Raw genomic sequence first — 26,628 nt, forward strand, 5'->3', positions numbered from 1 at the left:
CCGGATATCGACCAATTCCGCTGTATTACGCTAACAAATTGCCGGCAACTTTCGCAGCAGCGGGTTTATCTGGATCAAGTCGGGACCAGATCCATCCCCGGCTTGCCATACCAGTACCCGTTGCAGGGGGGCGCCTCCACCAAATTCAGCGGATCGGTGGCCGGCAATTCACCCCGGCGTATCTGATCAAAGCGTCTGACCACTTCCTCCATGCCCTGATGCTCCGGGCTCAGGCGCACGGTGCTTACCCCCATACGCGCCATTTCCGGCAACTCCCGCATCAGATCGTAACGGGAGCCAGACAAGGTGGAAATGCCGTTGATACGGAACAGTTCCTGGCTTTCCCGGGAGCGCAATTCCATGCCATCCGGATGCTGCAGGCAGCGGAACTCACAATTGTCCTTGGGCAGGTTGTAATGGCGGGCGGTAAAGCAGCGGGAGGACCATGCCAGGGGCAGGAAGCCCCAGGAAAACACTTCGGCGGGAAGGTCCAGTTCTTCCTGCTGCAGCTCCCTGATTAACTGCTCAAGTGTTTCCTTGCCCAGCTCCACCGGCAGGTTCCATGCTTTCAGCCCCTGTTTGGCGAGGATCTTCAGGGTTGCGGTGTTGTAGATGTTCATCGAGGGACCGGTAGCAAACGGGATCCTGTTCCGGATAGCCACCTGCAGAGCGCTCTGATCGTTGGCTTCCACCAGGAATTCATCCTGCTCACAAAACCGGCGCAGGCGACGCAAATCGGCCTCCGACTCAATCAACGTGAGCGTGGAGAGCACCACATTCTTGCCACAGGCTTTCAGATCACGGGCCAGATCGAGCCAGTCATCCGGTTTCAGTTCCCGCCGTCGGGAACACACCACTTCGCCCAGATAGATGGTATCCACCGGCCACTCGGCGGCATTGGCATAGAAATCGAAAACGGTCTGCCTGGACCAGAACCACAGGATCGGCCCCAAGGATAACTTCAACATGGATGGTAAAACCCTATTTCCATTTGCGATGGTAAGCGCCCAGCGTTGTCAGGCCGCCCTCGGAAAGCCCCGCAAGCGTCTGCTGCCACTGAGGTTCAACAGTGAAGCCGTCGTGGCCGGCGTCAAGCTCGTCCAGGGCATGGCGCCAGGTTCTGGCTACGTCTGCGATGTAGGACGGGCTTCGTTGGCGCCCCTCAATCTTCACGGCACTGATACCCAACGCCTGAAGCTCCGGCAACAGGTCCAGGGTGTTCAGGCTAACCGGCTCCTCAATGGCATGATAAACATTGCCTTCAACCTCAAAACGACCTTTGCACAGCGTCGGGTAGCCGGCGGATTCGCCCTGGCCATAACGGTCAATCAGGACATTGTTGAGGCGGGACTCAAGCCCCAGGGGTGTTTCCTGCCAGCGCACGGCCTTGGCCGGTGAGCAGGCACCTCGAGTATTAGGGGATTCGTCGGTCAGGTAGGAGGAGAGATAGCAGCGGCCCTCGGCCATGATGCAGAGGCTACCGAAGGCAAACACTTCCAGTTCCACCGGGCTGTGTTTGGCCACACTACGAACCTGATCCAGTGACAGAACCCGGGGCAGCACGGCCCGGCGAATATCGAAGTTGTCCTTGTAGAAGGAGAGCGCTTCGTGGCTCGTGGCAGACCCTTGAACTGAGAGATGCCGTGGGATGTTGGGATACCGGTTGGCGGCATAATCCAGCAGGCCCATGTCGGCCAGAATGATGGCGTCCACACCAAGACTTGCGGCGCGGTCTACCGCCCCCTTCCATTGCTCCCAGCCGTCTGGTTGCGGGTACGTATTGATGGCACAGAACACTCTTGCACCGTGCGAGTGGGCATATTCGACACCCTCTGCGGCGCGCTTTTCGTTGAAGTTCAGGCCAGCAAACTGACGGGCGTTGGTGCTGTCACGAAAACCGAAATAGACGGCGTTGGCACCGTTTTCCACGGCGGCTTTCAGGGCCGGAAGGCTACCGGCAGGGCAGACAAGTTCCATGGCATTCTCCACTACTAGAATGCCCATACGTTACCGGCACTTACGCAGTAAATGCCTTGACCATTGTCAGCCTCGGGCAAGCCGCTCTCCTCGCTGGTTCATCGACCGAGGGACCTACCCCGGGAGAGGTACCCTCCGCATTGCTACGTACCAGCACCGTTTCTTGATCAATATCAGGCAATTAACACACGATCACAGGAACTTACACACCTGAAACTACCCCATCGGTTACCCCGTCAAGATTATAGAACCTGTGCGGGACAGGCCGGGATAATTGACTTAACGTCTATTTGATCAAGGCACGGCTATGAAACTCATTAACAACCTCTCTATGCGAGGCAAGCTGGTTACCCTGGTGGTGCCGGCTCTGCTCGTTATTCTCTTCTTTGCCGCAGGCAGTATCGTGCTGAGCTATGGAAAACTCGGCGACATGCGTGAACTGGGCGAAATGGTGGAACTGGCCCAAGCCGGCGATCCGCTGACCGAAGCTTTGCAAAAAGAGCGTGGCCGTTCTGCTGTGTTCCTTGCCAGCAAACCGGGAAGCGATGCTGCTCGCCAGGCTGAGAGAGACCTCAGGGACCAACGGAACCAGACCGACAACCGGATTTCGGCCTACTTTCGTGAAATCGAGGCCCTGATGGCTGACACGGAGTTCGATCAGTCGGTTGAAACAAGCATTCGGTCTGTCCGTGAGGGTCTCGGAAATCTTGGTGCCCTCCGCAACTCGGTGGACAACCGCAGCGACGCTGCTCCCCGCTATACCGCGATGATTATGGAGCTGATCGACCGGATTGGCCTCATCGTCCGGCGCTCGACGGATCCAGAAATTACTCGCGAGGTTAACGGCTACTATGCCCTCGCCAACGTCGCAGAGATGGCCGGTCGCGAGCGGGCTGCCGGCGCGTCGATGATTCGCAGCGGTGACTTCAATCTGCCTGCCGTGGCCCGAATTGCACGTCTTGGCGGCCATCAGGAAGCCTACCTGAATGAAGCCATGGCCATGCTGTCGGCGGATGACAAGACACGTGAAACCCTGGAAAAACAGCACCTGAGTGTCGCGAGCCAGGCTCTGGCGGAGCGTCGTGAAACCTTGTTCAGCAGTCCATCTGGCATGTATGCACTGGACGCATCTGACTGGTTTGCCACCACAACCCAGAGAATCGGTGTCCTCAATCAGGCCAGACAGGAAATGCTCTCCGGACTCATGAGCCTCGCCTCGGCAGGCGTCGCCGATGCCCGTCGAGACCTGATGGTGGCTGCCGTCATTTCCGCCGGCGCGGTTCTGATCGTCTTGATCCTGATGCTGGTTATCATCCGCGCGATCAATTTGCAGGTCGGTCGACTGCTGGATGGAGTACGCTTTGCCATGGACAACAAGGATCTGACCCGTGAGATTGAAATCTCCAGCCATGATGAAGTGGGCACCATTGGCAAGGCGATCAACGAACTGTTCGGACGCTTCGGCAATGCACTGCTGCACATCGACAAATCCAGCGTGCAGCTGGCCACCGCTACCGAGGAGACCAGCTCGACTGCCGGCCAGAATGCCAGCCAGGTGAAAAACCAGCAGCAACAGATCGAACAGGTTGCCGCGGCCACCGAAGAGATGTCGGCCACCTCCGAGGAAATCTCCCGGAACACCCAGCAGGTGGCCGATGCCGCACGCAGTGCCATGGAGAAAAGCCGGAGTGGCGAGCAGGTATTGCACGGAAGCGTGAGGAGCATCCGGTCGCTGGCCAGGTCGGTTCAGAAGGTGAACGAGGTGATCGAAGAGCTGGAAAGCCGCAGCTCAACCATCGCCGATGTGGTCGATGTGATCCGGAAGGTTGCCGACCAGACCAACCTGCTGGCGCTGAACGCGGCTATTGAAGCCGCCCGCGCCGGCGAGCATGGTCGAGGGTTTGCGGTGGTCGCCGACGAAGTCCGCACTCTGGCGCAACAGACCCATGAATCCACCACCCAGATCGAGGAGATTATCACCAGCTTTCAGAGCATTACAGACAATGCCAGCCGCTCGATTGTCGAAAGCCATAAGTTGGCTAACGCCACCAGTGAGCAGGCGTCCGAGCTGGAGCAGACCTTCGCGGATATCCTGACCGACGTGAACAGCATCTCCGATATGGCCGGCCAGATTGCGACCGCCTCTGAAGAGCAGGTGGCGGTTACCCGGGAGCTGGCGGGCAGCATGGAATCAGTCAGTGAAGCCGCCATACTGACGCTGACCGGCTCCCAGGAAATCACCCAGGTGACCGGCGAGCAGGCACGGCTGGCCAGGGTCCTTCAGGACCTTGCCAACGAGTTCAAGGTGCCGGCCTACAGCTGATACTAGCAAGACGCAAAAGGGGCTCTCCGGAAACGGACAGCCCCTTTTTTGGCTCTGCAAATGAACATGGGGTCAGAAGCAAGCACTCTTCTGACCCCGACCATGCCGCTACTATCAGATAATCCGCGAGAACCGCTGGCTGGCGCCCTCTTTGCGGTACAAATCAAAAATCTGGCAGATCGCCCGGATCAGCAACCGCCCTGCAGGCTGAACCTGAAGGGCATTGCCATCATCAGCAATCAACTCATCCTGAATCATGGGCTTCAAGCGGCTGAGTTCATCGGCAAAATAGCGATTCAGATCTTCCTGCCAGACATCCGCAAACAGCTGACGGTCCAGCCGGAACTGGCAAATCAGCTGGCCGATCACCCAGCGGCGGATTCGGTCGTCCCGAGTGAGGTTCACGCCTTTGGTGATGGCCAGTTGGCCGGCATCAATGGATGCTTCCCAGGAAGGCAGGTCGTGATTGTTCTGGAAATAGGCATCGTCCGTCTGACCAATTGCGGAAACGCCGAGGGAAACCAGATCGCATTCGGAATGGGTGGTGTAACCCTGGAAATTCCGGTGCAGACGGCCTTCTCGTTGCGCCACCGCCAGGCTGTCGTCCGGCTTGGCGAAGTGGTCCATGCCAATGTATTCGTACCCGGCGTCCAGCAAACGGTTGATGGTGTTATGCAGGATGGTCAGCTTCTGCTGCGGACTGGGCAGGGTGTCGCCCTGAATCCGGGTCTGCGGATAGAAACGGTCCGGCAGGTGGGCATAGCTGAACACTGACAGCCGGTCCGGCGACATCTCGATCACCGCTTCCAGGGTCTCGGCAAAGCTTTCCGGCGTCTGGTATGGCAGGCCGTAAATCAGGTCCAGGTTGATGGACCGGAAGCCGATGCGCCGTGCCTCGTTGAGCACCGCTTCGGTCATGGCCCGGGGCTGGATACGGTTCACTGCTTTCTGAACCTCCGGGTTTACATCCTGTACCCCCAGACTGATCCGGTTGAAGCCCAGGTTCCACAGGGTTGGCAGGGTATCCTGGTCCACTTCCCGCGGGTCGATCTCCACACTGTAATCCCGCTCCTCACCGGTTTGCAGTTTGAACAGCTCCCCGTAACCCGCCATCAGGTGTTCCATCACATCTTTTGGTAAAAACGTGGGGGTACCGCCGCCCCAGTGCAGCTGGGTTACTGGCCGGTCGGCCCCGAACAGTTTTGACTGGATGGCCGCCTCTTTCAGCACCCGCTCTACGTAAGGCATGGCCTTGTCACGTTTTTTGGTGATGACCTTGTTGCAGGCGCAGTAGTAGCAAAGGTGCGCGCAGAACGGCAGGTGGGTGTACAGCGACAGCGGCCGGCCACTGGCCTTGCTGCGAGCCGCTGCTTTCACCATGTCCTCAATCGGGTAGTTCTGATTGAACTCGACGGCCGTGGGATAGGAGGTGTACCTCGGGCCGCTCAAGTCGTAGCGGCGGATCAGGGCGTCATCCCAGATGAATTCTGGCAGTGTAGCGTCTTGGGCTTTGAGTGCGGATGTGGGGGTCATGTCAAACTCGGGGTCAGATAAAATCGGGGCCATTCTAAGGCAATCCCTGTCGCCTCTTTTTGATGCGTGTCAGCTGAACGTTGGTTTCAGTTTACCAACGCTGCATATGAACCACCCTTGGGCTGTTGGCGTACTTGGTTTACCCCTTTGTGGGCATAGCCCGCAGCTTACTGATTGGAGGATTCCCCAGCATGGCCAACCTGATTCTGATTCTCGGCGACCAGTTAACGAGAAACATCAGCGCTCTCGACAACGCCGACAAGGATCGGGATCTCATAGTGATGGCCGAAGTCCATGAGGAAGCCAGCTACACCAATCACCACAAAAAGAAAATCGTACTGCTGTTCAGTGCCATGCGTCACTTCGCCCGGCAACTGGAGAGCGATGGCTGGCAGGTTCACTACCAGGCCTATCACCCGGACAACGAGCACCAGAGCCTCGAGGCAGTGGTTGGCGAGCAGGTTAAGCAGATCAATGCCGAGAGCGTGATCACCACAGAGTGTGGTGAATGGCGGCTGCATGAGCAGATCAGTGGTTGGCACGAGCGCCTTGGGGTACCGGTGGAAATCCGGCCGGATTCACGGTTCATTGCCACCAAACAGGAATTTGCAGACTGGGCCGAGGGCCGCAAACAGTTGCGGATGGAGTTTTTCTACCGCGAGATGCGGCGCAAGACCGGGTTGTTGATGACATCCGACGGCGAGCCCGAGGGTGGTCAGTGGAATTTCGATGCGGACAACCGGAAGAAATGGACCGGCAAGCCGCCAGCCCCCGCACCATTTCGGATAGAGCCCGATGCCATTACCCAAGAGGTTATCGCCCTGGTGGATGAGCACTTCAGCAATCACTTCGGCACCACCGACGATTTCCATTTTGCCGTTACCGCCGAAGACTCGCAGGCGGCGCTCGAGCACTTCATCGATTATGCCCTGCCCTGCTTCGGCGATTATCAGGACGCGATTTCGGACAACGAGGACTGGCTGTTTCATTCCATCCTGTCGCCCTACATCAATTCCGGGCTTCTGGATCCGGTGGCGGTTTGCGAGGCGGCCGCTCAGGCGTGGTATTCAGGCCGTGCACCGATCAACGCGGTGGAGGGATTTATCCGTCAGATACTGGGCTGGCGCGAGTTCGTGCGGGGCATTTACTGGATGAATATGCCGGGATATGCCAAAGAAAACCGTCTGGGCAACACCCGCGCCCTGCCCTGGTTCTACTGGACCGGGGACACGAAAATGCGGTGCATGCACAAGGCCATTGATGCCACCCGCCGCAACGCGTACGCCCACCATATTCAGCGGCTGATGGTTACCGGCAACTTCGCGCTGCTGGCGGGTATCAAGCCAGAGGAAATCTGTGACTGGTACCTGGCGGTGTACGCCGATGCCTATGACTGGGTGGAACTGCCCAACGTGCTGGGGATGGTCATGCACGCGGATGGCGGCTACCTGGGCTCAAAGCCCTACGCCGCCAGCGGCAAGTATATCCAGCGCATGTCGGACCATTGCGCCAACTGTCATTATAAGGTGAACAAGGCCACCGAAGATGACGCCTGCCCGTTCAACGCCCTGTACTGGCATTTCATCGATCGCCATCGGGACGACTTTGCCAAAAACCCGCGTATGGGCATGATGTACCGGAACTGGGACAAGCAGAAGCCCGAGAAACGGGAAGCGCTGCTCCAGCGCGCCGGGTATTTGTTGACGAACCTGGAGAAGCTTTAACCCCAACATCGGTCGGCTTCCGCAAAGCAGGTGTTTACGCCAATATGTCCTGCACTTGTGCGGCAAAAGCCCCACATTGGTGCTAGCCTGACATCAGGATTGTTAACACCATGGACGCGGCCCCGACGATGAACCTTCGACTGGCAGTGGGTCTGACAACTGTACTGGCATCACCCCTTTGCCAGGCCCAGCCTCCAATCCTGAACCTCTACACCTTTGAAAGCCCGCCGTATCAGATGGTGGGCTCTGACACGGGTGGAGAAAGTCAGATCTCCGGTGAAACCGCAGACACGGTGATTTGTGCTGCCAACCGGGCCGGCTGGTCAACCCGCATCCGGATTACGCCCCAGAACCGGGCCATACATTCGCTGGAACGCAATATGATCGATGGCTATTTTGCCATTGATCCTTCTGCAGAACTCGACACCATTGCCACACGGAGCGATCCGGTAGCGCTTGAGAAATGGTACTTTTTCACTCGCGACGACAAAGCGTTTACCAAAGACCTTCGAATAGGCGTTGTCGCCGGCAGCAACGAAGAGGCCTGGCTGAGCGCTAAAAGCTATGGGATTTTCCTGAGCGTATCCTCCCCCTCACAGCTGTTGGCCTTGCTCAAGCGGGGCCGGATTGATACCGCCCTGATGGATGAGCGAGTCATGGATCGTCTGCGCCAGGCCAAAGAATTGGCCGGCACGCAGCTCCGTGCGCACTTCGTTCGCTATGCCCCGCTTTACCTTTATCTGGGAGAAACCTTTACCTCAGACAATCCCGAATTCCTCGGCATATTCAACCGCACGCTGAACAGCTGTATGGCTGGGCAACTTGCGCTGTCACAGGAAGAAGATCGACGCATTTCGGAGCTGTCGAGTCGGCTTTTCAAGGAAATGAACAGCATCCTCGATGTTCGCCAGATCATCGACGAAGGACCGAGGCAGGAGAGCTTTACTGACGTAATGACCATCGACAGCCAATGGACGGCGCTGTCACCCCTTGCAGTGCCAGATCTGGCAGCGGACATACTGGCACTTCCCGGCTCCAAAGCGCTGCAGGCGTGGCAACATTCCCACCAGGGCCTTGTCACAGAGGTAATGCTGGTCAATGACATGGGAACCCTCGCAGCGATGAGCCAGCTCACCTCGGACTACTGGCAAGGTGATGAGCCCAAATTCCAGAAAGTCATTGAAAATCAGGCAACCCAACCCGGCGGCGATCCACCGATATACCTCTCACCCATTCGGTACGACAAGTCCGCGGCCAGATTCCAGGTTACCGCCAGCAGGCCGGTTTTGAATGATCACGGGGAACCGGCCCTCGGTGTGATCGTGATCGGACTCAGTATCGAGGAAGCACTGAGCGACTCTGAACAATACTGATTGATTCAATCGTCCTTCCGGCAAAGCAGACACTCAGGGCGGTCCGACTTCACAGGCCAACACCAGGGCCCAGAACTCCGAGAAGTCATTGACCACCACATCCGGCTTATCCGGGTGTTTGTGGGTACCCGGAAAAATCTTGTTCAGCCAGGGCAGATCCCACTGGGCCCCGTTGAAGAATACGGAGGTCAGACCCGCGCGCTTGGCGGCAATAACGTCAGTCGTGCTATCGCCCACGTACCACACACTCGGGTCGGGCGGGTAATCCAGTTTCTGGACCGCCAGCAGCAGTTGATCCGGGTGGGGCTTGCGCAGGGGTGTATCGTCGCCGCAGACGTCAACATCGAACAGATGGGTCCAGCCGGTGTCCTCCACTGCCGCCAGTTCGTGCTCGAAAAACTCGCGGTCCCGGTTGGTAATGACACCCACCTGGATGCCCAGCCGCCGTAACCCTTCCAGAACTTCCCGCACCTTAGGCTCAAACGCCTTCACGGTACCGTAGTGTTTCCGGTAATGGTGATTGAACGCCTGATGGGCAACCTGCTTGGCTTCCTGATCGTCCCCGAACAACACCTCAAAGATATCGGTCCGGGAAATCTTGCGGTCTGCCTTCACCTTCGGATGCAGCTTCGCAAACTCCCGGACGTAGGCAACCAGCTTCACATCTTCCGGGGTTTTGCTGTCTTCCGGCGCCACCATGCGGTCCATCAGTTTGAGTTTGTGGAAATCCGGCAGCATGTCGTCCACCGCGTGGTACATGGCGTCGAGGGTATCTACCAGGGTGGCGTGCCAGTCGAACAGGATGACTGCCGGACGGATGAGCTTGACCACCGCCGGGTGCCAGTCCGGCTCAATTCTAGGCTCGGGTCGCTGTGGCGGCGGAAAGGGCCGGGGTCGAACCTCGGCAGGCGTCTGCTCGAAGGCCTCCGGCTGGCTCCGCTCAAGCAGGGCTAAAAGGTCCATGAGGTCCTCAAAGCTGTCCAGAATGGCCGCGGGCGCGTCCCGGTGCGAGAACCAGCTGTCGATCCGGCCGGATTCCCAGCAGGCGCCGTTGTAGAACACGCCCGACACGCCGGCCTTGTTGGCGGTGAGCATATCGACGTAGCTGTCGCCGACATACCAGGCCTTTTCATCCGCTGGCAGACCGAGCTTTTCAAGCGCCTTGAGAATCACCTCGGGGTCGGGCTTGTACTCGGTTACGTCGTCGGCACAGACCGTGGCATCGAACAGGCGTCGCCATCGGCCTTCATCTACCGTCTGTAATTCCCGGTCCAGGAACTCTCGGTTCCGATTGGTCGACACCGCCAGGCGGATACCCATCGCTTTCAGGGCGCTGAGGTACTCATACGCGCCAGGTTGAAACGGTTTTACCTGCCCGAAATAACGGCGGTAGGCCTCGTTGTAGGCCTTGTGGGCAATCAGCTTGGCTTCTTTGTCGTCGCCAAAGATGGCATTGAAAATGTCCGTCCTTGAAACCCGCCGCTCTGCCAGAATACGCGGATGCAGGCGCCGGAAGATCCGGATGTAGCGCACCAGGCGCGCGTCGTCGCCGGTACGGCATTTATCCTCCGGCAGCAGCCGCTCCACGAGCCCCAGCTCTTCCAGTTGCGGCAGCATATCTTCCATGGCACTGAACATGGCATCGTGGGTGTCGACGAGGGTGCCGTGCCAGTCAAAGATCAACACCGACGGTGCTGAAATGGAATCGCAAAATCGGGCCATGCCCCGCCTCCATCAGAAGTTGCCTCAAGCCGGCCTTGAAATCCGCCGCCGGGCCGGCAAAACTCAGCGGTACTGACAAGAAAGATAAACCCGGTTTCCACTGCGTGCACGCATCGAGTCTGATCTATGCCAGTATCGAGCTACCTACTGCCCTACGACTTTTCACCGCTGACCCTGCTCAGTTACATGCTGGTGCTCGGGTTTTACGGTGCAGCGCTACTGAGGATGCCGGAGCAGGACCGGCCGGGACCGGGCCGGATCGGTACATTCACACTGGGCGTTATGCTCTGCTATGCGGTGATGCAGACCCGGTTCGACTACTACTCCCAGTACATGTTTTTCGTTCACCGGGGACAACACCTTATTCTTCACCACCTGGGGCCAATTCTGATTGCGCTGTCCAATCCACTGCCGGTGATGCGCTTCTGGTATCAGAAAATTTCGCCGTCTGTGCGTTATTGGCTGCAGCCTCTGGGGTGGATTTACCGCCTATTGCAGCAACCCCTGATCGCCTCGTTTCTCTTCGTGGGACTGATCTACTTCTGGCTCTGGCCGCCGATTCATTTTGACGCCATGCTCAGCCGGCAGCTGTACTGGATCATGAACTGGAGCATGCTGCTGGACGGCCTGCTGTTCTGGTGGCTGATCTTCGATCCCCGCAGTCCTGCAGTCACGAATGCGCTTGGCTACGGGAAACGTATCCTGCTGCTGGCGCTGGTGGCGATACCCCAGATGATTCTTGGCGCCTGGATCGTATTTTCCAGGGGCATGGTGTATGACGTCTACGAGGTCTGCGGCCGGGCATGGCCGATGCCACCGGAAACGGACCAGTTGCTGGGCGGCCTACTGACCTGGATTCCCCCGGCCATGATGAGCATCCTGGGCATCCTGATCGTGCTTCGCCGGGCCATGCATGAAGATGGCAAATTCCCGAAAAGCCGCTCTCTGGCGGGAGGTAACGCATGAGCAGAATACGGCTACTCTGGCTGATTTTCGTGGCACTGATGCTCACCGGCTGCACCGGGAATGATGAAAGCTGGCATGGCAAAGACATCTCAGGCCTGATGCCCGAGCTTGAGTTCCAGCTCGAGGGCACTGATGGGAATACCGTGACCCCCGCTGACTCACGAGGCACCATCCGGCTATTGTACTTCGGCTTCACCTCCTGCCCGGATGTCTGCCCGACCACGCTGACCGATCTTCGCCGGTCCGTTGGGCAACTGCCCGAAGAGTACCGGGACGATGTAACAACCCTGTTCGTCAGCGTTGACCCGCGCAGGGATACGCCGGAACGCCTGGCCAGCTACGTGGATTTTTTCGGTGATCGGGTTGTTGGCATGACAGCGGAAGAACCCGCGCTTCGAGAGCTCACCAAACGCTATCGAACAACCTTCGGTTACGACAAGCCCGACGCCAGCGGCAACTACAACGTCTCCCACAGCAGCGCCGTTTACGTGTTCGATCGCAGTGGCAACGCCCGGCTGCTGCTACGCCCCGGCCTGTCGCCCGAGCAGATCAGTGAAGATCTGGCCCAGCTGGCCCGGGAATCGGGTTAATCTCACCCTTGACCCTGTAGCAACTACAGGGTTTTGAATGCTCCCCAGAATCATCAATAAACGGAGAGCAGAAAATGCACAGCCACCACGATCACAGCCACGGGCACGGCCATGCGCAGCATTTCGACACGCATAATCGCTCGTTTGCGCTGGCCGTCGTGCTTAATGTGGTCTTTGTTGCCATTGAGGCGGTCTACGGTGTCCTGTCCGGATCCCTGGCCCTGCTGGCAGATGCCGGCCATAACCTGAGCGATGTGCTGGGCCTTGTCATGGCCTGGGTTGCGAGTTGGCTTGCCACCCAGGAAGCCACTGACCGGAACACCTACGGACTGAAAAAATCCACGATCCTGGCTGCTCTTTTCAACGCGCTTTTTCTGATTGCTGCCGTTGGCGGCATTGCCTGGGAGGCCATTGGCCGTTTCAACGAACCGGCGGAGGTTACCGGTTTGACCGTCATCGTGGTCGCCGGCATCGGGGTCATTATCAATGGCCTCACGATGCTACTGTTCATGAAAGGCCAGGAGGGCGATCTCAATATCCGCGGGGCGTTCCTCCACATGGCGGCGGACACGGCTGTGTCCGTGGGCGTTGTGGTTGCCGGCCTTGTGATCCTTTTTACCGGCCTTGACTGGATCGATCCGCTCGTAAGTCTGGTGATCGCAGCGGTGATCTTTATGGGAACCTGGCAGTTGCTCAAGGATTCACTCAATCTTGCGGTGGACGCGGTACCCAGGGACATCAACCCGCAGGAAGTCCTCGATAGTCTGAAAGGACTGCCCGGTGTTGAATCGGTTCATCATCTCCACATCTGGGGGCTAAGCACAACGGAGAACGCTCTCACAGTCCATCTCGTCAAGCCCGACCCGGCCAGTGACGATCAGATCATCGAGCAGGCCACCCGAATGCTGGCAAGTGACTTCAATATCCAGCATGTGACCATTCAATGGGAGCGGGAGGCCAGCAATTGCCCGACACTTGCCTACTGCTGATCCCCGGGAAGGAGCCGGACGTACTATGGCCAGAAACCTGAACGGAGCCCACTAGTGCCCCATAAAAAGCTCAATCTCCCTGAAAAGACCTGCCCGGTCTGCCAGCGCCCCTTCGCGTGGCGGAAAAAGTGGGCAAAGGACTGGGAAAATGTCCGCTACTGCAGCGAACGTTGCCGGCGCGAGAGGAACGCATCCACATGACGACCGTTGTGTGGTTCAAGCGCGATTTGCGTACACGGGATCATGCCCCCCTGGTGGCGGCAGCCAGCCTGGGAGAGCCCGTCATTCCGTTGTATGTTATCGAGGATGAGTACTGGCAACTGCCGGATACCAGCGGCCGGCAGTGGGCGTTTATCCGGGATTCTCTGGACGACCTGGACCGACAGTTGCGCAAGGCCGGCAGCCAGTTGCTGGTGATTCGAGGGTCGGTGACCGATGCCTTGAAGCGGCTTCAGGCCCGCCAGGGCATCAACCGCATCTTCTGCCATCAGGAAACCGGCGGACACTGGACCTTCGAGAGAGACAGGGCGGTAATTGGCTGGTGTTCGGAAAACCAGGTGGAATTCCGTGAGTGGAACCAGTTCGGTGTGGTTCGCCGCCTGAGCGACCGGGATGTCTGGGACAGGGCGTGGACCGAGCTGATGCGCCAGCCAGTGCTGGAGGCGCCGACTGCAATCCCGACATCGGATACCCTGAAGACCGATTGGGCTGCCGAGAATAGCCAGGGTTTCGAAGTGCCAGACTCATGCCCGGATCGCCAGAAAGGCGGCAGCGCGAGAGGGGAAAAGCTCCTCGGCTCCTTCCTGGATCGCCGCTGCGTCGGTTACCAGTACAACATTTCCAGCCCGAACACCGCCGTCAGGGCCTGTTCGCGCCTGAGTCCGCATATTGCCTACGGCACCGTCAGCCTGCGGGAGATCTACCAGGAAGCCAAGGCCACCGGCAACCACCGCAACACCCTGCCCCGAAAAAGGAAAAGCCTGACCAGCTTCCGCTCCCGATTGCACTGGCATTGCCATTTCATCCAGAAACTGGAGGACGAGCCGGAGCTGGAGTTCCGGGCCATGCACCGGGAAATGGAGGCGTTGAAAACCGGGCCCAATGATTCCGAGCGACTGCAACGCTGGCAGGAAGGCCAGACCGGATGGCCCCTGGTGGACGCCAGCATGCGTGCGCTGGCTCATTCTGGCTGGATCAACTTCCGGATGCGAGCCATGCTGATGGCAATCGCCAGCTACCAGCTGTGGCTGCACTGGCGCGATCCGGCCCTTCACCTGGCCCGCTTGTTTACCGATTTCGAGCCGGGCATACACTACTCCCAGACCCAGATGCAGTCCGGACTCACAGGCATCAACGCCCTGCGAATCTACAACCCGGTGCTGCAGAGCCAGAAACTGGACCCGGAGGGCGAGTTCATCCGGCGATGGATTCCCGAGCTGGCCGGCGTGCCCAGTGAAATGATCCACACACCCTGGCTGATGACACCGGCCCAGAAAGAGCGTTATGGCGGCAACACCTACATCTCACCGGTGTGTAACCATGAGCAGGCCGCTCGGGTTGCCCGCAAGGCGGTTGGCGACTTTCGCAAGCAGCATGTCAGCAAGACAGAAACAGACCGGGTGCTGTTACGCCACGGCAGTCGCAAGGGACCTGTCCAGAAACGCCCCGGCGTGCCAGCGAAGCAGCAGCCCGATCAATTGTCACTCTTCGACTAGAGGGCACAATCACATCATTTGCGGTTCATTTGCCGTTGATGCTCCAGCATTTGCTCCATCATCATCTGCATCTGGTTCATCCGGTTCTCCATCATCTGAAGACGCTGCTCGTTGTCCATCCCGGGCCCGCCAGAGCGATTGCTCTGGGCATTACCAGACTGCTTTTTACCCTGGCCCTGATTATTCATCATGCCCTGGCCGCTGCCCATCATTCCCTGACTATTGCCCATCATGCCCTGGCCCATCATCCCGGGCCCCATCATGCCGCCACGCATCATCTGCATGTGCTCCTGCATGTACTCCATGTGCTGCTCGCGCAGTCTCTGGCGTTCAGCGTTGGAATTGGCGTTCCGCATTTCCTGCATCATGGTCTGCATGCGTGCCATGTTTTCATTCATCTGCTGCACTTGTTCCTCAGTCATCATGCCGCCGCGAGGCATTTGCCCCGGGTTTCCCTGGGCAAAAGCGAAGGCAGGCAAAGCAACGAGCACAGAACACGCTACGAAACGGGTTAATCTGTTCATGAGATCCTCCTTATAGGCTGCAACTTTGTGCATCCTTATCAGTAAAGACCATGAAACTGAATTGAGGCTGAAAAAGGCCCCTTGAACCCCGTTTAAGTCCTCTCAGGTTGATCTGTGTCATCCAAACGCCCGGGGAGATCATAACTCTCATTGTGATACCCTGAATTCAGGCTTTGCCTTGATGACAGGACTTAAGGCAACCGTCCATTTTCCAGGTCGTGTCTGGGGTATCATGCGATGAAAATCGGTGAATTGGCGAAAGTCACAAACATTCCCGTTGAAACCATCCGCTACTATGAAAAGATCGGCCTGCTGCCGGAACCGAATCGAGACACCAGCGGCTACCGCTCTTACCGTAACGCTCACCTGGACCGCCTTCTATTCATTAAACGCTGTCGCAACCTGGACATGGCTCAGGACGAGATCCGCGAGCTGATCGGGTTGGCCGAACAACCGGAAGCAGACTGCAGCGATGTAGACGCCCTGCTTGCCCGCCACCTGACTCACGTGCGCGAGCGACTGAAAGAACTGGCGAGCCTGGAAGAGACCCTGGTGCGGCTTCAGGAAGCCTGTACTGATGGCAGAACGGTCCGGGAGTGCGGCATTCTTGGCGGCCTGAATTCCGAACTCGGTGCATTGGAGCCAGAGGATCGCCACAACCACGTACCCGGTACCCATGGCCCCGGCCAAAAGTGACCGGTGTTAAAAATTTCGGCAACAACTGTTGACCCTGTAGCAACTACAGGGTTTTAAATAGAGACATTCGAATACAGGAGGTCTTTATGGCGTGCAGTTGTTCTGCCCCCGAACCCAAATCCCCTGCCCCGGGCTTTCGCAAGGCATTATGGATTGCGTTGTGGGTGAACCTGGCCATGTTCGTTGTCGAGGGCGTCGCCAGCCTGTCATCCGGTTCTGTCTCACTGATGGCGGACGCCATCGATTTCTTCGGCGACAGCGCCAACTACACCCTCTCCCTGACCGTGCTTTCCATGGGAATGTTGTGGCGCGGCCGGGCAGCCATGGTCAAGGGTATTACCATGACGGCATTCGGCCTGGTGGTCTGGGCACGGGCAGTCTGGGTGGTGCAGGCGGGCATAACACCAGAGCCCCTGACCATGGGAGCGGTTGGGCTGCTGGCACTTGCCGCCAATGTAAGCGTGGCCGCAATGCTGTTCAAATTTCGTGAAGGGGATTCGGACATGCGCTCGGTCTGGCTGTGCAGCCGAAACGATGCCATCAGCAACATCGCCGTTATGGTGGCTGCGCTCGGCGTGTTCGGCATCGGAACCGCCTGGCCCGACCTGATTGTGGCTGCCATCATGGGCACCCTGGCGATTACAGCCGGCATCAGCGTGATGCGCCATGCCCGCAGCGACATTGCCCAAGCCAGGGCCAGTGAAGCGCAACCGGCAGCTACAGCATCGGGCAGCCGCTAAAACGCCAGGGAAATCATTACCGGGATAAACGCCAGGGCAAACAGCGTGGTAAGCAACACCGTACCCGCTGCCTGCCTCGGCGAGGTATCCAGCAGCGTGGCGATAACCACGGTGTTAGCAGCAATCGGGGTGATCGAGATGAGGAACATGGCCTTGTGAACCGCTGGCTCGTATATACCCAGCACTGCTGAATCAACCCACCAGAACACAATCGCCACCAGTGGCCAGATCACGAACTTCCCGAAAAACGCCAGCGCGGTGAAACGGACATTGCCCGCCAGCCCACGAAAGCTGGTGATGCTCATGCCGATGATCATCATGCCCAGAATGCTGTAGGCCCCGCGCAGGTTATCGAACAGTGGCACGAAGATATCGGGAATCCCAACACCCGTCAGATTGAGGGCAACGGCCGCCAGGAAGGCATAGACAGACGGGAGTTTCAGCACCCGCCAGAGCGCATCCTTGATGCTGTAGCGCCCTCTCGCCGCCAGATAGAAGCCCACGGAGTTCTCGAACAGCGTGGTGCCCAGCATGCACACGATGTAGAGCCCGAGCCCCTCTTCACCGAACAGCAACAACGCAACCGGAACCCCGAAGTACCCGGTGTTACCGGAACCCACACACAGGGGAATGATGTTGGCACTGCCGTCGGAAAGCACCCTCTTTGCCAGCTTTAATTGCACAATTCCCAGAACAGAAGAAATCCCGAATACCAGAAAGGGCAGCAAGATGACTTCGGGAGAAAGCGGCGCTGCCATAACACCGGAAAACACCACGGATGGTGTCACGATGTAGAGCATGATGCCGGCAATATGGCGACCACTGGCCTCAAGATAGCGACCGGCGATCCAGCCCAGTGCGACGGTCACATAGAGCGGTATAAGCTTGAAGAAAAGGGCAAGGGCTGCAGCCATCGGAACTCCGTGAGGCAAGGGTAAACTTCCAGCGACAGGAGGCGGAGTCTATCACTGAACTTTCACCGAATCGCGATATCGACTCAGTGAAAAAGCCTTAATGATTTAAGTCATTTCAAAAGATTCTTCTCTGATACCATAATCGAGGTGACACTCATAACAGGGTCAATGCCATGAACAGTATTTTCAGGCCAGACGTCTCCTCGGCTCCATGCATGCTGGGAGAAAACAACCCGGATATTGTTGAGCAGGATGCCGCACCAGAGTCGGCAGCCCTCCTGCATGGCTTGAGCCGGGTATTCGGTATTCGTCTGGCGGGCCATGAAAATGATCCGGACGCCCGGTTTCTGGCAGACCTTGCACGCCTGTTCCACCTCAGACGGGTAGACCCCGAAATTGCACTGGAAAAACACGATAAACCCTGGGCAAACGTTTACCTGATTCAGTACGGCATACTCCGGCTTTTCCGGGAATCGCCAAGCGGCAAGATGTCGGTGCATCATTTCTTTTCCGAAGGCGATATGGTCTGGCCGGTTTTTGGCCGAACCCGCACGGTGCGCAATACCCTTTGCCTGACTACGGTCACGCCGCTGACCACCTGGGTGGCCGACTTCTCGGCTTTCCGGTCGGCGATCCAGTCTCATGGAGAGGGGCTCTGGCCCCAGTTCGCCCTGGCACTGACAGAAGAAATCGCAGAGCTCACCAGCATGAGGGAATTCCGCAAGCACACAATGCCGGCCCGTGACCGATACCGGTTATTGCTTGAGGAATATCCGGAGCTGGTCAAACGGGTGCCGGACAATCAGCTGGCGTCATGGCTCGGTGTTGTGCCGGCGACTTTTTCCCGTCTCAAAACCGGAGCCGCAAGAACCTGACTGTGAAGGTGAGGCTCCAGACAGTGCTGCATAAAAAAGGGCAGCAAGCTCTCGCCTGCCGCCCTGAAAAACGCTCAACGCTTTGCTAAAACCTCAGTATCATCCGTGCAGCTTTACTGCCAGTTCGGCAACGTGCTTACCCTGGAAGCGGGCAATGGCGAGTTCCTTTTCACTCGGTTGCCTGGAGCCGTCGCCACCAGCGATGGTTGAAGCGCCATAGGGCGTCCCGCCATTCACTTCAGAGATATCGAAGAACTCGGGAATGCCATACCCGAGGGGCACAATCACCATGCCGTGATGAGCCAGGGTGGTCCAGAAAGAGCTGATAGTGTGCTCCTGTCCGCCCCCGGTGCCGGTCGACGTGAACACGCTGGCTACTTTGCCGTGGAGCTTGCCTTCAGCCCACAAGCCACCCGTCTGGTCCAGAAAGGTACGCATCTGGCCCGCCATGTTGCCGAAACGAGTGGGCGTGCCGAAAATCACCGCATCGTATTCTGCCAGTTCTTTCGGATCAGCCACTGGCGCTTCCTGATCCGCCTTTCCGCCAGCACTTACAAATGCTTCGTCGCCCATTGTCTCGGGCACGCGCTTGATGGTTACATCGACGCCGTCAACGCCTTTAGCGCCGTCGGCAATGGTGTTTGCCATCGTCTCGATATGGCCATACATGGAGTAATAGAGCACAAGTACTTTTGCCATGAGAAAAACCTCCCGTGTCTTTAAATCGATATACGGATGTTAACCAGAGGCAGACTCGAGAGAAATCGGAAGTTTTCCGACAGGTTATTCAGTTTTTCTGAACAGCCTCACAGGATGGTCACTCTCGGCCATTGCGTACACGTGTACGCTCAAGTATTTTAATGGCATGACATATCAGGAAGACCATTCAGTGACAGCGACAGCAACTCCATCCCCGGCACCCAATACCCATCACCGCATTGAGGAATGGCTGAACAGTGCCACCCACGGGCTCGGAGCCATCCTGAGCATTATCGGCACTGCGGCCTTGATCATTGGCGCCAGCCAGTTCGGGGATGCCTGGAAGATTGTCAGCTTCAGTATTTTTGGCGCTTCGCTGATCCTGCTATACCTGGCCTCTGCCCTGTATCACAGTGCCCGGCGACCGGAACTGAAAAGCGCCTTCAAGACCCTGGATCATTGCGCCATTTTTCTGCTGATCGCCGGCACCTACACGCCGTTCCTCCTGGTAAACATGCGCGGCTCAGTGGGCTGGACGCTGTTTGCGGTGATCTGGTCACTGGCGATTACCGGGGTGGTGCTGAAGGTTATTTTCAAGAACCGGTTCAAACTGGCGAGGGTCGGCATCTATATCGCCATGGGCTGGTTGATCACTTTCGCCTCGTCCGATCTGGTGGCCAACCTGAGTGAGACCGCCCTGAACCTGACGATTGCCGGCGGCGTTGTCTACACCGCCGGCGTCGCCTTCTACCTGGCTGACCGCATACCTTACATGCATGCGATCTGGCACCTGTTCGTGATCGGCGGCAGCGCCTGCCACTTCAGTGCCATCTACTATGGCGTGCTGCCTCACATCGCTTGAAGCAGTCCCGGCAAGCGGACTCAAATCAAGCTCGGAACGGATCTAAACCGACGGAAATGAGTGGCTACCTCCACTGCGCTAACCTCCTGAACACCTACCCACTTCGAGATATCACTATCGCATCTTTTTGATTAAATTGAATTTTACGGCGCACAAACGGACCAAAATGTTCGCCGGAAAACGGACCCGCTGACACCTCATTTTGTCCTTGAGCAATATCAAGAATTAGCCCCCCTCCTGCTTTGCACAATGGCACAAAGCCCTGAAGCCTCTGCCCGGAGGCAAAGGGGTATGCAAACCGAGGAGCACGAATCATGGCTAACAGTACAGCGAGCGCCGGCCACATCGGCGCGAGGAACAGGACCAACGCAGACATCGAACACTGGGATGTCGAAAGCGAAGAATTCTGGGAACGGGAAGGCAAGCGTATCGCTTCCCGCAACCTGTGGATTTCCATACCCAGCCTGCTGATGGGCTTTGCCGTCTGGCTGATGTGGGGAATGATCACCACGCAGATGAAGAACCTGGGTTTTCCATTCACCATTGATCAGCTGTTTACCCTTTCTGCGATCGCCGGCCTGTCCGGGGCCACCTTGCGGATCCCGGCCTCGTTCATGATCAAGATTGCCGGCGGGCGAAACACAGTGTTCCTGACCACCGCCCTGCTGATGATTCCTGCTGCCGGTACCGGCATCGCCCTGATGAACCCAGACACACCGTTTATCATGTTCCAGGCCCTGGCACTGCTCTCCGGTATCGGTGGCGGAAACTTTGCCTGCTCCATGAGCAACATCAGCACCTTCTACCCGAAAAGCAAACAGGGCTATGGCCTGGGCATGAATGCCGGTCTCGGTAACTTCGGTGTCACCACCATGCAGGTGGTCATCCCACTGGTCATGACCGTGGGCATCTTCGGCGCTCTCGCCGGCGACCCGATGCAGCTACAGAGCCCGAGCGGCACCTTGATTGGCCGCATTGAAGCGGGTACCGATACCTGGATCCAGAACGCCGGCTTTATCTGGCTGGTATTCCTCATTCCGCTGGCGTTTGCCGGCTGGTTCGGCATGAACAACCTGAAAGTGGTTACCCCGAACCCGGGCAACCCGCTTTCAGCATTTGGCAAGATTCTCGGACTGTATGGCGTGGGTATTCTCGCTTCTATCGCCGGCGTCTGGGCTCTCAGCGTACTGAACATGTGGTTGGCCCTGCCCCTGACCATCGTGCTCACGCTGATTCTTCTGCGACTGATCCCCGGCGATATCAAACCGAACATCCAGAATCAGTTTGCCATCTTCAGCAACAAGCACACCTGGTCCATGACCGTGCTCTACATACTCACCTTCGGCTCATTCATCGGCTTCTCCGCGGCCCTGCCGCTGTCCATCAGCGTTATCTTCGGCAACATGATGGACGTCGCAGCCGACGGTACCGTGACCCGCGTGGTGAACCCGGATGCGCCAAGCGCTTTGACCTGGGCCTGGATGGGACCGTTTGTGGGCGCGCTGATTCGCCCTGTAGGCGGCTGGATTTCCGACAAGGTGGGCGGCTCCATCGTTACCCAGATCATCTCGGTTGTGATGGTCGCAGCCTCTGTGGCGACCGGCTATGTAATGATGCTGGCCTACAACTCCACCGATCCGAACGCCTACTTTGCGCCGTTCCTGATACTGTTCATCATCATGTTTGCGGCCAGTGGCATCGGCAACGGTTCCACCTTCCGCAGCATCGGCTTCATCTTCAACCAGCAGCAGAAAGGTCCGGTTCTGGGCTGGACCTCCGCGGTTGCCGCCTACGGCGCGTTCATCGCTCCCCGGGTCATGGGCCAGGAAATCCAGGCCGGCACCCCGGAAGTGGCCATGTACGGATTTGCGGTGTTCTACGCCCTCTGCCTGGTGGTTAACTGGTGGTTCTACCTGCGCAAGGGCGCGTACATCAAGAATCCCTGATACCACGCTCCTAAAAACAGCCGGCGTCCGTTAAGGACGCCGGTTTTTTTATGCCTGCTCTCTACTGAAGGCTCCCGCCTCGACTGCCTCGACAGGACGAAATGACGCAAACGCCGGCAAATGCTAGATTCAGAATATTGGATTTAATCCCGACAGAACCAGGGAGCCTGCCATGTCCTTCGAAGAGCTGTTCGACGCAAGCTACGAGCGCGTCCTCAAGAGTCCACCTGAGCTACCTGACTTCTTTGAAGCCTTCTATCGCCGGTTCCTGATGTCTTCACCTGAGGTCCGGGTACTGTTTCGCAACACGGATATGGCGGTTCAGCGAAGCATGCTGAAGAAATCCTTTTTCAGCCTCGTGGCCTTTTACGCCAGCGGCAACGTTGACAATGTCCTCCATCGAATTGCCTGCCTGCACAGCGCCCGCCATCTGAATATCAAGCCCTACCTATACGACCTCTGGCTCGAATGCCTGACGGACACCGTATGGGCCTATGATCGGGAGTGCAGCGACGATATCGAACTGGCCTGGCGGTTGGTACTGAGTCCTGGAATCACATACATGAAATTCGGATACGATCATTTCTGACTTGAGGTGAGCACCAGATCCAGTTTCCCGTCAGATCCGATTTGCAACAAGACCTGCGCCCGAGCCGCGTGAAGACCAACAGTGATCCCCGAAAGACTCCCCTTCCAACTAAAAAAGGCCGCCGGGCAGTGCCTCGGCGGCCTTTTCTTCAATAGTGCAGGGTTAGCTGGTAGCCGCAGCCTGTCGACGCCGCTCTTCCTCTTCGATCTGGAGATCCACAGAAGACACCTGATACTCGTCGGCAAACCCGGATTCCGGCTCTTTCAGCCACATGATGCACAGCAGCCAGCTGATGAACGCGCCACCGGCAATGATGTAGAAGAATTGAGTCGGGGTTACGAAGGTGAAGATGGTGAGGTACACAACCGCGCCCACATTGCCATAAGCCCCGGCCATGCCTGAAATCTGGCCTGTCAGGCGCCGCTTGATAGAGGGAATAATACCAAAGGTTGCGCCCTCGGCACCCTGTACGAAGAAGGAGGTGAATACGGTAATGCCCACGGCGATAATCAGCGGCCAGTTGGAGTTCATCAGACCCATGAGCGCGAAGCCGACGGAGATGCCGAACATGTAGCTGAGCATCACGAACCGGCGGTTACCCATACGGTCTGAAACCAGGCCACCCATCGGGCGCGCCACCAGGTTCACGAAGGCGAAAGAAGCAGCAATAAGGCCGGCGGCGGTCGCACTCAGGCTCCAGGTTTCCTCGAAGAACATCGGCAGCATGGAGACCACGGCAAGCTCGGCGCCGAAGTTGGCGAAGTACGTGCTGTTCAACGCGGCCACGCTGTTAAACGGGTACTTGTCGTCTTCCGGCACGCCCTGTTTCAGCAAGGGAACGTTTACCCTGAGAATCTGGATAATCTGGTAACACACGATTGCGACAATCACGGCGTAGCAGATGAAGGCGCCGGTGGCACTCAGATAGCCCATGTTCTCGATGCGCCATACCAGAATGGCCAGAACGCCCACCAGCGGGATGGTCCAGAGGATCAGCTTGATCATGTCGACCCAGCTGCTGACTTCCAGCGCCACGGCCTTGCGGGGCTTGCGGTGGACGGTGCCTGCCGGGCCGTCGGTAATCGCAAACCAGTAGTAGACACCATAGGCCGCCATCACGATCGCGCTCTGGGCGATGGCCCAGCGCCAGCCGTCTTCACCGCCATACATGTGCAGCGCGATGGTTGGCAGTGTTATGGCCGCCGCGGCGGAGCCAAAGTTGCCCCAACCGGCATAAAAGCCCTCGGCAAAGCCGATGTCTTTCGGCTTGAACCACATGGCAGTCATGTGGATACCCACCACGAAGCTGGCACCAATGGAGCTGAGCACCAGACGGCTGACCAGGAGCTGAGTCATGGTGTTACCAAACGCAAACACCAGGGCCGGGATGGACATCAGGACCATCAGAACGGAAAACACACGCCGTGGACCAAAACGGTCCAGGGCCATGCCCACGATTATCCGGGCCGGAATGGTTAATGCCACGTTGCAGATGGCAAACAGGCGTAGGTCATCGGCGGTCAGCCAGTCGACGCTTTTGAGCATACTCGATGCCAGCGGCGCCATGTTGAACCACACGTAAAAGGTAATGAAGAATGCAATCCAGGTCAGGTGCAGTGCCCTGACTTCCGGATTCTTGACGTGGAAAACGTCTGCGACTTTCATGTCAGCCTCCCTGGGCTTTCAATTACAGAAACGGTTATGGCCAGACTTAGCGGCTGGGCAGAATGAGAAGCGGGCACTGGATGCGGCGGGCGAGGAAGGAACTCACACTGCCGAAGGTCATGTAATCCAGTTCGTCCACGAAATAGGTCAGTGAGCGGGCAATAAAGCCGCCATCGGGCTCATGGCTGTGACGTGCTATGACCAGCATGTCGGGATGGATCTTCTTCTCCGCCGCGAACAACAGCATCTTTCTGGGGTCACCCTCCAGAAGCATGTTTTCAGCAGAGATCTGTTCCTGGCTGCAAACCTCCATGGCCTCGGCAAGATGCTTCTTGAGATCGGCAACTTCCTGCTGGAACATATCCTCGTTTCCGGAGGTGATGTCCCGTGGGTTTTCAGCAACTGCGACCAGAGTGATCACAGGTTTGAGGTCGCGGAACATGGTGATGGTCTGTGCCAGTGCCAACCTGGCATTTCGCGAGCCGTCGTAGGCAATCATGATTTTCATTTCTGGGTTCTCCCGAAGGCATTTTCCGGTGCCCTACTCGAGGGCAGATCAAGGGACATCCATTGATATCTGTCAGCATTAGCCCACACTCCGATGCCGCCCATAATTGACGTAAATCAACGCTGGCAGCGCGTACCCCACGAGAGAAATCAAGGATCTATCCCTCTCCCATCAAAATCCCGGAATTGCCTACCACCACTGCACCCAGCAGGAGGTACCTCCAATGCCCCGCACCCGAAATCCCGGGTTTTGATAGGGTTTCAGAGGTGCTTTCAAACATCCTCGATCAACATCCGGAAGGAGGTACGCATGGCCATCAGCCCGTCAAAACCCGAGCAGTATCGCGCCCTGGGTCTGTCCACGTTCGCCTTCACCCTGTGCTTCGCTGTGTGGACCATCTTTTCCATCATCGGCATCCGGATAAGCGAGGATCTGGGTTTATCGGATACCCAGTTGGGCCTTCTGATGGCGACCCCCATTCTCACCGGCTCCATCAGCCGACTCTTCCTGGGCATCTGGACAGACCGGTACGGTGGTCGCTGGGTCTTTGGCATACTGATGCTCACCACCGCTGCCTGCGTTTACCTGCTGACCTTCGCAACCACCTACATCATGCTTCTGGTAGGGGCTCTTGGCGTTGGCCTGGCCGGTGGCGCATTCATCGTGGGCGTTGCCTACACAGCGGCCTGGTTTGAGCCGGCACGGCAGGGAACGGCGCTGGGGATTTTTGGTGCAGGTAACGTTGGGGCGGCGGTGACGAATTTCGGAGCGCCATTCCTGCTGGTCGCATTCGGCTGGGAAAGCACTGCCCAGATCTACGCCACGGTGCTGGCAATCATGGGTGTTGTTTTCATCGTGTTGGCCAAGGAAGACCCGATGGCCGCCGAGCGCGCGGGCGAAAAGGCAAAGTCCTTCATGGAGCAGATGGAGCCGCTGCGGGAACTGAGGGTCTGGCGGTTTGCCCTGTACTATTTTTTCGTTTTTGGCGCGTTCGTGGCCCTGGCACTCTGGCTGCCGCACTTCCTGATCGGCGTTTACGGCCTGGACATCAAAACCGCCGGCATCATTGCGGCGCTCTATACCATCCCAGCGTCCCTGTTCCGGATTCTCGGTGGCTGGATGTCGGACCGTTTCGGCGCCCGCCGGGTAATGTACTGGACCTTCGGAGCGTCGGTTCTGTGCACGTTTCTTTTGAGCTACCCGCCCACCGATTATGTGGTACAGGGCATTGATGGCGATATCCGCTTTACCTTGGCCATGAACCTGCCCATGTTTGTAGCCCTGATCTTTGTCCTCGGCTTTTTCATGTCCCTGGGCAAGGCCGCCGTATACAAACACATTCCGGTTTACTACCCCATGCACGTCGGCGCAGTGGGCGGTGTGGTCGGCATGATTGGCGGCCTCGGCGGATTCATCCTGCCGCTGACATTCGGCGTGCTGAACGATCTCACCGGGATCTGGCAGAGCTGTTTCATGCTGATGTTCGTGATCGTCGCCGCTGCCCTGGTGTGGATGCACTACGCAATCCGGTCTGCCGAGCGGGTGGAATGGGCCGCCAACGAGGAAAGAACGGACTTGCCGGAATTGGCTTCGCCACAGTTGTTTTACCCGCTGAACCGCAAAAAGCCGAGAGAACCGCTGGCGCCACCGCCAACCGCGGGACGCTCATGAAGCGTTTCACCCATTACGCCTTGTTGC

Annotated in this window: 24 protein-coding genes; 15 read left to right on the forward strand and 9 right to left on the reverse strand. The window is 57.7% G+C overall.

Annotated features, from left to right (window positions below):
• Positions 1-74: 74 nt before the first annotated feature.
• Positions 75-968 carry a U32 family peptidase gene (locus BM035_RS12045; RefSeq protein ID WP_092032044.1) on the reverse strand — a complete coding sequence of 298 codons (894 nt, stop codon included), beginning with the start codon at positions 966-968 and terminating at the stop codon, positions 75-77.
• A gap of 13 nt (positions 969-981) precedes the next feature.
• A complete protein-coding gene (ubiU, locus tag BM035_RS12050) occupies positions 982-1,977 on the reverse strand; it encodes a ubiquinone anaerobic biosynthesis protein UbiU (RefSeq protein WP_062781162.1) in 996 nt (331 codons plus the stop codon).
• A 307-nt stretch (positions 1,978-2,284) separates the two neighbouring features.
• On the opposite strand from ubiU, the gene BM035_RS12055 reads away from it, so the two are divergent.
• A complete protein-coding gene (locus BM035_RS12055) occupies positions 2,285-4,300 on the forward strand; it encodes a methyl-accepting chemotaxis protein (RefSeq protein WP_092032046.1) in 2,016 nt (671 codons plus the stop codon).
• 114 nt (positions 4,301-4,414) lie between these two features.
• On the opposite strand, the gene hemN is transcribed toward BM035_RS12055, so the two are convergent.
• On the reverse strand, positions 4,415-5,833 hold the full coding sequence (gene hemN, locus BM035_RS12060) for an oxygen-independent coproporphyrinogen III oxidase (protein WP_092032146.1): 1,419 nt from the start codon (positions 5,831-5,833) through the stop codon (positions 4,415-4,417).
• 191 nt (positions 5,834-6,024) lie between these two features.
• Here hemN and BM035_RS12065 point away from each other — a divergent pair, with 191 nt between their 5' ends.
• Both BM035_RS12065 and BM035_RS12070 read left to right on the forward strand, forming a co-directional pair.
• Positions 6,025-7,557 carry a cryptochrome/photolyase family protein gene (locus tag BM035_RS12065; RefSeq protein ID WP_092032049.1) on the forward strand — a complete coding sequence of 511 codons (1,533 nt, stop codon included), beginning with the start codon at positions 6,025-6,027 and terminating at the stop codon, positions 7,555-7,557.
• A gap of 110 nt (positions 7,558-7,667) precedes the next feature.
• Entirely contained in the window at positions 7,668-8,930 is a 1,263-nt protein-coding gene (locus BM035_RS12070) for a substrate-binding periplasmic protein (protein ID WP_092032051.1), read from the forward strand.
• Positions 8,931-8,963: 33 nt separating this feature from the next.
• Here the strand turns inward: BM035_RS12070 and BM035_RS12075 are convergent, their stop codons facing one another.
• Positions 8,964-10,652 carry an HAD family hydrolase gene (locus BM035_RS12075; RefSeq protein WP_092032054.1) on the reverse strand — a complete coding sequence of 563 codons (1,689 nt, stop codon included), beginning with the start codon at positions 10,650-10,652 and terminating at the stop codon, positions 8,964-8,966.
• Between the two features lie 126 nt (positions 10,653-10,778).
• Here BM035_RS12075 and BM035_RS12080 point away from each other — a divergent pair, with 126 nt between their 5' ends.
• The 5 genes from BM035_RS12080 to BM035_RS12100 all read left to right on the forward strand — a co-directional run bounded on the left by BM035_RS12080 (position 10,779) and on the right by BM035_RS12100 (position 14,912).
• Positions 10,779-11,618 carry a cytochrome c oxidase assembly protein gene (locus tag BM035_RS12080; RefSeq protein WP_092032056.1) on the forward strand — a complete coding sequence of 280 codons (840 nt, stop codon included), beginning with the start codon at positions 10,779-10,781 and terminating at the stop codon, positions 11,616-11,618.
• Complete coding sequence (locus BM035_RS12085) at positions 11,615-12,208, forward strand: SCO family protein (protein WP_092032059.1); 594 nt, start codon at positions 11,615-11,617, stop codon at positions 12,206-12,208. The genes BM035_RS12080 and BM035_RS12085 overlap by 4 nt, the downstream gene beginning before the upstream one ends.
• 74 nt (positions 12,209-12,282) lie before the next feature.
• Positions 12,283-13,197: a cation diffusion facilitator family transporter gene (locus BM035_RS12090; RefSeq protein ID WP_092032062.1), complete on the forward strand. Its 915-nt coding sequence runs from the start codon at positions 12,283-12,285 to the stop codon at positions 13,195-13,197.
• Between the two features lie 54 nt (positions 13,198-13,251).
• Positions 13,252-13,398 (forward strand): DUF2256 domain-containing protein, encoded by a 147-nt coding sequence (locus BM035_RS12095; RefSeq protein ID WP_075267585.1) that lies wholly within the window; start codon positions 13,252-13,254, stop codon positions 13,396-13,398.
• The gene (locus BM035_RS12100) at positions 13,395-14,912 is read left to right on the forward strand and encodes an FAD-binding domain-containing protein (protein ID WP_092032064.1); all 1,518 of its coding nucleotides are present in this window, start codon (positions 13,395-13,397) and stop codon (positions 14,910-14,912) included. The genes BM035_RS12095 and BM035_RS12100 overlap by 4 nt, the downstream gene beginning before the upstream one ends.
• A 14-nt stretch (positions 14,913-14,926) precedes the next feature.
• Here the strand turns inward: BM035_RS12100 and BM035_RS12105 are convergent, their stop codons facing one another.
• Entirely contained in the window at positions 14,927-15,436 is a 510-nt protein-coding gene (locus BM035_RS12105; protein WP_254775490.1) for a hypothetical protein, read from the reverse strand.
• A gap of 237 nt (positions 15,437-15,673) precedes the next feature.
• Between BM035_RS12105 and cadR the strand changes: the two genes are divergently transcribed.
• Together cadR and BM035_RS12115 are read left to right on the forward strand one after the other, a co-directional pair.
• The gene (gene cadR / locus BM035_RS12110; protein WP_092032071.1) at positions 15,674-16,132 is read left to right on the forward strand and encodes a Cd(II)/Pb(II)-responsive transcriptional regulator; all 459 of its coding nucleotides are present in this window, start codon (positions 15,674-15,676) and stop codon (positions 16,130-16,132) included.
• An 86-nt stretch (positions 16,133-16,218) separates the two neighbouring features.
• Entirely contained in the window at positions 16,219-16,872 is a 654-nt protein-coding gene (locus tag BM035_RS12115; RefSeq protein ID WP_092032074.1) for a cation diffusion facilitator family transporter, read from the forward strand.
• Here the strand turns inward: BM035_RS12115 and BM035_RS12120 are convergent.
• Entirely contained in the window at positions 16,869-17,786 is a 918-nt protein-coding gene (locus BM035_RS12120; protein WP_014578218.1) for an AEC family transporter, read from the reverse strand. The genes BM035_RS12115 and BM035_RS12120 overlap by 4 nt on opposite strands.
• A 173-nt stretch (positions 17,787-17,959) precedes the next feature.
• Here BM035_RS12120 and BM035_RS12125 point away from each other — a divergent pair, with 173 nt between their 5' ends.
• On the forward strand, positions 17,960-18,661 hold the full coding sequence (locus BM035_RS12125; RefSeq protein WP_092032076.1) for a Crp/Fnr family transcriptional regulator: 702 nt from the start codon (positions 17,960-17,962) through the stop codon (positions 18,659-18,661).
• A 99-nt stretch (positions 18,662-18,760) separates the two neighbouring features.
• Here BM035_RS12125 and wrbA read toward each other — a convergent pair whose 3' ends face one another.
• The gene (wrbA, locus tag BM035_RS12130; RefSeq protein WP_092032079.1) at positions 18,761-19,360 is read right to left on the reverse strand and encodes an NAD(P)H:quinone oxidoreductase; all 600 of its coding nucleotides are present in this window, start codon (positions 19,358-19,360) and stop codon (positions 18,761-18,763) included.
• 166 nt (positions 19,361-19,526) lie between these two features.
• Between wrbA and trhA the strand changes: the two genes are divergently transcribed.
• The 3 genes from trhA to BM035_RS12145 all read left to right on the forward strand — a co-directional run bounded on the left by trhA (position 19,527) and on the right by BM035_RS12145 (position 22,757).
• Entirely contained in the window at positions 19,527-20,222 is a 696-nt protein-coding gene (trhA, locus tag BM035_RS12135; protein ID WP_092032082.1) for a PAQR family membrane homeostasis protein TrhA, read from the forward strand.
• A 314-nt stretch (positions 20,223-20,536) separates the two neighbouring features.
• Positions 20,537-22,168: an antiporter gene (locus BM035_RS12140; RefSeq protein WP_092032085.1), complete on the forward strand. Its 1,632-nt coding sequence runs from the start codon at positions 20,537-20,539 to the stop codon at positions 22,166-22,168.
• A 172-nt stretch (positions 22,169-22,340) separates the two neighbouring features.
• Positions 22,341-22,757: a globin gene (locus BM035_RS12145; protein WP_092032087.1), complete on the forward strand. Its 417-nt coding sequence runs from the start codon at positions 22,341-22,343 to the stop codon at positions 22,755-22,757.
• A gap of 162 nt (positions 22,758-22,919) precedes the next feature.
• On the opposite strand, the gene BM035_RS12150 is transcribed toward BM035_RS12145, so the two are convergent.
• Both BM035_RS12150 and BM035_RS12155 read right to left on the reverse strand, forming a co-directional pair.
• The gene (locus BM035_RS12150) at positions 22,920-24,422 is read right to left on the reverse strand and encodes an MFS transporter (protein ID WP_062781114.1); all 1,503 of its coding nucleotides are present in this window, start codon (positions 24,420-24,422) and stop codon (positions 22,920-22,922) included.
• A gap of 46 nt (positions 24,423-24,468) precedes the next feature.
• The gene (locus BM035_RS12155) at positions 24,469-24,930 is read right to left on the reverse strand and encodes a universal stress protein (RefSeq protein ID WP_092032089.1); all 462 of its coding nucleotides are present in this window, start codon (positions 24,928-24,930) and stop codon (positions 24,469-24,471) included.
• Between the two features lie 309 nt (positions 24,931-25,239).
• Between BM035_RS12155 and BM035_RS12160 the strand changes: the two genes are divergently transcribed.
• Entirely contained in the window at positions 25,240-26,601 is a 1,362-nt protein-coding gene (locus BM035_RS12160; protein ID WP_092032090.1) for an MFS transporter, read from the forward strand.
• The last annotated feature ends 27 nt before the right edge of the window (positions 26,602-26,628 follow it).

The sequence above is a fragment of the Marinobacter sp. DSM 26671 genome, from assembly GCF_900112835.1.
GTDB classification, from domain to species: Bacteria; Pseudomonadota; Gammaproteobacteria; order Pseudomonadales; family Oleiphilaceae; genus Marinobacter; species Marinobacter flavimaris.

Excerpts from the sequence above, each read along its gene's own strand:
- BM035_RS12045 (WP_092032044.1), bottom strand. The coding sequence starts at position 968 with ATGTTGAAGTTATCCTTGGGGCCGATCCTGTGGTTCTGGTCCAGGCAG.
- ubiU (WP_062781162.1), bottom strand. The coding sequence starts at position 1,977 with ATGGAACTTGTCTGCCCTGCCGGTAGCCTTCCGGCCCTGAAAGCCGCC.
- BM035_RS12055 (WP_092032046.1), top strand. The coding sequence starts at position 2,285 with ATGAAACTCATTAACAACCTCTCTATGCGAGGCAAGCTGGTTACCCTG.
- hemN (WP_092032146.1), bottom strand. The coding sequence starts at position 5,833 with ATGACCCCCACATCCGCACTCAAAGCCCAAGACGCTACACTGCCAGAA.
- BM035_RS12065 (WP_092032049.1), top strand. The coding sequence starts at position 6,025 with ATGGCCAACCTGATTCTGATTCTCGGCGACCAGTTAACGAGAAACATC.
- BM035_RS12070 (WP_092032051.1), top strand. The coding sequence starts at position 7,668 with ATGGACGCGGCCCCGACGATGAACCTTCGACTGGCAGTGGGTCTGACA.
- BM035_RS12075 (WP_092032054.1), bottom strand. The coding sequence starts at position 10,652 with ATGGCCCGATTTTGCGATTCCATTTCAGCACCGTCGGTGTTGATCTTT.
- BM035_RS12080 (WP_092032056.1), top strand. The coding sequence starts at position 10,779 with ATGCCAGTATCGAGCTACCTACTGCCCTACGACTTTTCACCGCTGACC.
- BM035_RS12085 (WP_092032059.1), top strand. The coding sequence starts at position 11,615 with ATGAGCAGAATACGGCTACTCTGGCTGATTTTCGTGGCACTGATGCTC.
- BM035_RS12090 (WP_092032062.1), top strand. The coding sequence starts at position 12,283 with ATGCACAGCCACCACGATCACAGCCACGGGCACGGCCATGCGCAGCAT.
- BM035_RS12100 (WP_092032064.1), top strand. The coding sequence starts at position 13,395 with ATGACGACCGTTGTGTGGTTCAAGCGCGATTTGCGTACACGGGATCAT.
- BM035_RS12105 (WP_254775490.1), bottom strand. The coding sequence starts at position 15,436 with ATGAACAGATTAACCCGTTTCGTAGCGTGTTCTGTGCTCGTTGCTTTG.
- cadR (WP_092032071.1), top strand. The coding sequence starts at position 15,674 with ATGAAAATCGGTGAATTGGCGAAAGTCACAAACATTCCCGTTGAAACC.
- BM035_RS12115 (WP_092032074.1), top strand. The coding sequence starts at position 16,219 with ATGGCGTGCAGTTGTTCTGCCCCCGAACCCAAATCCCCTGCCCCGGGC.
- BM035_RS12120 (WP_014578218.1), bottom strand. The coding sequence starts at position 17,786 with ATGGCTGCAGCCCTTGCCCTTTTCTTCAAGCTTATACCGCTCTATGTG.
- BM035_RS12125 (WP_092032076.1), top strand. The coding sequence starts at position 17,960 with ATGAACAGTATTTTCAGGCCAGACGTCTCCTCGGCTCCATGCATGCTG.
- wrbA (WP_092032079.1), bottom strand. The coding sequence starts at position 19,360 with ATGGCAAAAGTACTTGTGCTCTATTACTCCATGTATGGCCATATCGAG.
- trhA (WP_092032082.1), top strand. The coding sequence starts at position 19,527 with ATGACATATCAGGAAGACCATTCAGTGACAGCGACAGCAACTCCATCC.
- BM035_RS12140 (WP_092032085.1), top strand. The coding sequence starts at position 20,537 with ATGGCTAACAGTACAGCGAGCGCCGGCCACATCGGCGCGAGGAACAGG.
- BM035_RS12145 (WP_092032087.1), top strand. The coding sequence starts at position 22,341 with ATGTCCTTCGAAGAGCTGTTCGACGCAAGCTACGAGCGCGTCCTCAAG.
- BM035_RS12150 (WP_062781114.1), bottom strand. The coding sequence starts at position 24,422 with ATGAAAGTCGCAGACGTTTTCCACGTCAAGAATCCGGAAGTCAGGGCA.
- BM035_RS12155 (WP_092032089.1), bottom strand. The coding sequence starts at position 24,930 with ATGAAAATCATGATTGCCTACGACGGCTCGCGAAATGCCAGGTTGGCA.
- BM035_RS12160 (WP_092032090.1), top strand. The coding sequence starts at position 25,240 with ATGGCCATCAGCCCGTCAAAACCCGAGCAGTATCGCGCCCTGGGTCTG.